Annotated in this window: 5 protein-coding genes; 1 reads left to right on the top strand and 4 read right to left on the bottom strand. The window is 70.2% G+C overall.

Annotated features, from left to right (window positions below; translation table 11 throughout):
- Positions 1-223: 223 nt before the first annotated feature.
- The 3 genes from ACYVE7_RS29560 to ahcY all read right to left on the bottom strand — a co-directional run bounded on the left by ACYVE7_RS29560 (position 224) and on the right by ahcY (position 3,506).
- The gene (locus ACYVE7_RS29560) at positions 224-667 is read right to left on the bottom strand and encodes a hypothetical protein (protein WP_460369266.1); all 444 of its coding nucleotides are present in this window, start codon (positions 665-667) and stop codon (positions 224-226) included.
- A 129-nt stretch (positions 668-796) separates the two neighbouring features.
- Complete coding sequence (locus ACYVE7_RS29555) at positions 797-2,053, bottom strand: adenosylhomocysteinase (protein WP_460369264.1); 1,257 nt, start codon at positions 2,051-2,053, stop codon at positions 797-799.
- Positions 2,054-2,075: 22 nt separating this feature from the next.
- Positions 2,076-3,506 (bottom strand): adenosylhomocysteinase, encoded by a 1,431-nt coding sequence (gene ahcY, locus ACYVE7_RS29550; RefSeq protein WP_460369263.1) that lies wholly within the window; start codon positions 3,504-3,506, stop codon positions 2,076-2,078.
- 94 nt (positions 3,507-3,600) lie between these two features.
- Between ahcY and ACYVE7_RS29545 the strand changes: the two genes are divergently transcribed.
- Positions 3,601-3,945: a MerR family transcriptional regulator gene (locus ACYVE7_RS29545; RefSeq protein WP_460369261.1), complete on the top strand. Its 345-nt coding sequence runs from the start codon at positions 3,601-3,603 to the stop codon at positions 3,943-3,945.
- On the opposite strand, the gene ACYVE7_RS29540 is transcribed toward ACYVE7_RS29545, so the two are convergent.
- Positions 3,942-4,587: hypothetical protein (locus ACYVE7_RS29540; protein ID WP_460369259.1), on the bottom strand; the 646-nt coding region annotated here is incomplete at its 5' end. The two genes, ACYVE7_RS29545 and ACYVE7_RS29540, sit on opposite strands and share 4 nt — an antisense overlap.

The following is a 4,587-nucleotide window of genomic DNA, read 5'->3' as shown; positions in this document are numbered from 1 at the left end:
GCCCTCGCCAGCGCCGCCCCGGTGAGCCGCTCCGCGACGGCCGGGTCGCCGGTCAGCACCTCGGCCAGCCGCCGCAGCTCCGGCCCCCGATGCGCGGCGAACTCCGCAAATTCCTCCATAAGAGGGCGAAGTTAGCCCACTCTGTGATCCCGCCGAAAGCCCCGGGGCTCCGCATCCCTCGTCAGACGGCCCTTCCGGCCCGCCCCGAGCCCCGTCCCGCCGCTCACCCGAGGAGGTTCGGCGGCGATTCCAGCTCGACCAGCTCGATCCCCTCGCCCGCGACCATCACGTCCCCGGCCAGATGGAATCCCCGCTCCTCGGCCGTCTCCAGATCGGTGACCGTCCACGCCTCGACCGGCAGCTCCCCGAGATCGGTCTCATGCCGCTCGACCCCCCCGAAGGTCCACCGCTGCCGAACGGTCCGCGCCGCCAGCGACTCCCCCGCGAACTCCACCAGCGCGACATCCCGCGACCCCCCGGCCGCCAACCCCAGCGACCGCGCCACCGCGATCAGAAACCCGGGCGACTCACCGACGAACCCGAACGCCTCCGCCGCGAACTCCCGCCCGTCCCGCACCCAGAGCATCTCCCGCCCGGCGCTCCCCCCACGCACCACCCGCTCCCCGACGGCCAACTGCAACCGCGCCGGCCGCCACCGGGAATCCACCGCCAAATCCACCCCCTCCGCCACATACCGCCACCCCGCCGGCCCAGGCGCACACTGAAAGCGCTCCTCCCGACCCTCCCCCACATGCACATAAATTCCTCGAGGCACCCCCCGAGGCTAGCCGAGAGGTCAGGAGCCGGAGCGCCAGGAGGAGAGGTAGTCGGCCTGGTCGGGGGTGAGGGTGTCGATGGCCACGGTCATGGTGGCGAGTTTGAGGTGGGCGACCTCGGAGTCGATGCGGGAGGGGACCTGGTGGACGCCCGGGGGGAGGTCGGTGGCGGCGGTGGCCAGCCATTCGCAGGTGAGGGCCTGGTCGGCGAAGGACATGTCCATGACGGCCGGGGGGTGGCCTTCGGCGGCGGAGAGGTTGACCAGGCGGCCCTCCGACAGGAGGACCAGACGGCGGGCGTCGGGCAGGACGTACTCGTCGGCCTGGGGGCGGACGCGGGTGACGTCCACGGCCAGGGACTGGAGGGCCCGGACGTCGATCTCGACGTCGAAATGGCCTGAGTTGGCGAGGATCGCCCCGTCCTTCATGACGGAGAGGTGTTCGGCGCGGATCACGTCGCGGTTGCCCGTCGCGCAGATGAAGACGTCGCCGTGGGTGGCGGCCGAGGCCATCGGTTCGACACGGTAGCCCTGCATGAGGGCGTCGAGCGCCTTCACCGGGTCGATCTCCGTGACGACGACCCGCGCGCCCAGGCCGCGGGCCCGTTCGGCGAGGCCGCGGCCGCAGTACCCGAACCCGGCCACGACGACCGTCTTGCCGGCGAGGAGGATGTTGGTGGCGCGGATGATCCCGTCGAGCGTCGACTGTCCGGTTCCGTAGCGGTTGTCGAACATGTGCTTGGTGGCGGTGTCGTTGACCGCGACGACCGGGAAGCGCAGCGCGCCCTCCCTGGCCATCTGGTGGAGGCGGATCACCCCGGTCGTGGTCTCCTCGCAGCCCGCGAGCACCCCGCCGACCAGGTCGAGCCGCTCGGTGTGCAGGATGTTGACCAGATCGCACCCGTCGTCGACGACCAGCTGCGGCGCGATATCGAGCGCCCGGTGGATATGCCGGTAATAGGTGTCCATGTCGACCCCGGCCCGCGCGTACACCTCGACCCCGGCGGCGACGAGCGCGGCGGCCGTGTCGTCCTGCGTGGACAGTGGGTTCGACGCCGCGACGGCCACCCGCGCGCCGCCCGCCTGCAGCGTGAGCAGCAGGTTCGCGGTCTCGGTCGTGACGTGCATACAGGCCGCGACCCGCAGCCCGTCCAGCGGACGTTCGAGCGCGAACCGCTCCCGGATCTGCCGGAGCACCGGCATGGAACGGTCGGCCCAGTCGATGCGCCGGACCCCGGCCTCAGCGAGGCCGGGGTCCGCGATGTCACAGAAGTCCATCAGATCCGGAATCTGTCGGAGCTCAGTACCGGTAGTGGTCCGGCTTGTACGGGCCCTCGACGTCCACGCCGATGTACTCGGCCTGCGCCTTGGTGAGGGTGGTCAGCTTGACGCCCAGCGCGTCCAGGTGGAGGCGCGCGACCTTCTCGTCCAGGTGCTTCGGCAGGACGTACACGCCGACCGGGTACTCGTCGGTCTTGGTGAACAGCTCGATCTGCGCGATCACCTGGTTGGTGAAGGAGTTCGACATGACGAACGACGGGTGGCCGGTGGCGCAGCCCAGGTTCATCAGCCGGCCCTCGGCGAGCACGATGATCTGCTTGCCGTCGGGGAAACGCCAGGTGTGGACCTGCGGCTTGACCTCGGTCTTGACGATGCCGGGCACGCGGGCGAGGCCCGCCATGTCGATCTCGTTGTCGAAGTGGCCGATGTTGGAGACGATCGCGTTGTGCTTCATCTTCGCCATGTCGTCGGCGGTGATGATGTCGAAGTTGCCGGTGGTCGTCACGAAGATGTCGACGATGCCGATGACGTCCTCGAGGGTCGCGACCTGGAAGCCGTCCATCGCGGCCTGGAGCGCGCAGATCGGGTCGACCTCGGAGACGATCACGCGGGCGCCCTGGCCGCGGAGCGCGTCGGCGCAGCCCTTGCCGACGTCGCCGTAGCCCGCGACGAACGCGACCTTGCCGCCGATCAGGACGTCGGTGGCGCGGTTGAGGCCGTCGATGACGGAGTGGCGGCAGCCGTACTTGTTGTCGAACTTCGACTTGGTGACCGAGTCGTTGACGTTGATCGCCGGGAAGGCGAGCGTGCCGGCCTTGGCCATCTCGTACAGGCGGTGGACGCCCGTCGTGGTCTCCTCGGTGACGCCCTTGATCGTCGCGGCGGCCTCGGTCCAGCGGCCCGGGGTCTCGGCGATGGTCCGCTTGAGGGTGTCGATGATGATGTGCCACTCCTCCGGGTCGTCCTCGGTCGCGGACGGGACGGCGCCGGCCTTCTCGTACTCGGCGCCCTTGTGAACGAGGAGGGTGGCGTCGCCGCCGTCGTCGAGGATCATGTTGGGCGGGGTGCCGTCAGGCCAGCGCAGCGCCTGGTCGGTGCACCACCAGTACTCCTCGAGGGTCTCGCCCTTCCAGGCGAAGACCGGGACGCCCTTCGGGTCTTCGACGGTGCCGTCGGGGCCGACGACGACCGCGGCGGCGGCGTGGTCCTGGGTGGAGAAGATGTTGCAGGACACCCAGCGGACGTCGGCGCCCAGCTCGACCAGGGTCTCGATGAGGACCGCGGTCTGGATGGTCATGTGCAGCGAGCCCATGATCTTGGCTCCGCGCAGCGGCTGGGCGGCCGCGTACTCCTTGCGTACGGACATCAGGCCGGGCATCTCGTGCTCGGCGAGATTGATCTCCCTGCGTCCGAAATCGGCCAGCGAAAGGTCGGCGACCTTGTAGTCCATGAAGTGACTCCTCTGTAGCTCCGCGACCGAGTTTAAGCACCTTCCCGTCGCAGAAGCACGCTGGGAAGGGTATATCTGACATAAGATTGTCAGAATGAGGATCACGGAGGCCGCGCAGCGTCTGGGAACCTCACCACGAATGCTGCGATACCGGGAAAAACTAGGACTTCTCCCTCCACGGTCGGGTGGAGTGCACCGGCAGTACAGCGATCTCGAACTCCGGGCCGTCGCACTGGGGCTCTCGCTGGAGCAGCGGTACGACATCGGGCCGTCCGAGCTGGCGTTCGCGCTGCGGGTACTGGCCGAGCCGGAGACCAGACTCCGCGTCCAGGAGCTCGGCGAGCGGATCGGCCGGCTCGCCCCGCAACCGGCCCGCGCCCTCGACTTCGAACAGCAGAAGGCACTCCGCCTGCTGCGCGGCGGCTCTCCCCCTCGCTAAGGGAAGCGGAGCTCGCGGGCCCGGCCGTCGGGGAAGAAGCGGGCCTGGTACACGTAGAGGGCGAGATCGTCCTGGCCGAGGAGGTCGGCGAACTCGCGTTCGTTGTCGATCCTGATCACGTAGCGGGCACCGTCGGGCATCTCCTGGACGTCCAGGGGCTGTCCCTCGCCGGTGGGGTCGCCGGAGTCGCCGACCAGGGCGATGATCCGCTGCTGGCTGCGGACGGCGCAGTGCCCCGGCCGCGTCCCGGCGCGCCGCTCGCAGCCCTGCCCGGCCGCCGCGCTCGCCGGGATGAACAGGTCGACGGGCACCCGCACCGGCGCGGGCCGTCCGCTGAGGTTGACCAGCAGGAACTCCGCCCAGCCGCGTTTGCTGGCCGTCCCCCGCGTGATCGCCGACACCTGGTAGACGAACCCGTCGGCCGACCGCAGCACGAGGGGTTCGCCCGCCGCCGGCTGCGCGATCCGCCCCTCCTCCGGCGTCTCCCCCGAGGCGCTGGTCTTGTCGTCGAGCTGGGTGAGGACCGCGGTCATCGCGACGAGCGTCAGCGCGCTCGACGCGATCGCGGCCGCCGCCATCCGCACCTTCTGCCGCCCGGACACCAGGCTGAGCGCGGTGCGCAGCCGGGGGGCGGGACGGGGC

This window comes from Actinocorallia lasiicapitis, from assembly GCF_054778695.1.
Note: the sequence above shows the minus strand (reverse complement) of the source record. Positions and strands in the feature narration are given on the sequence as shown.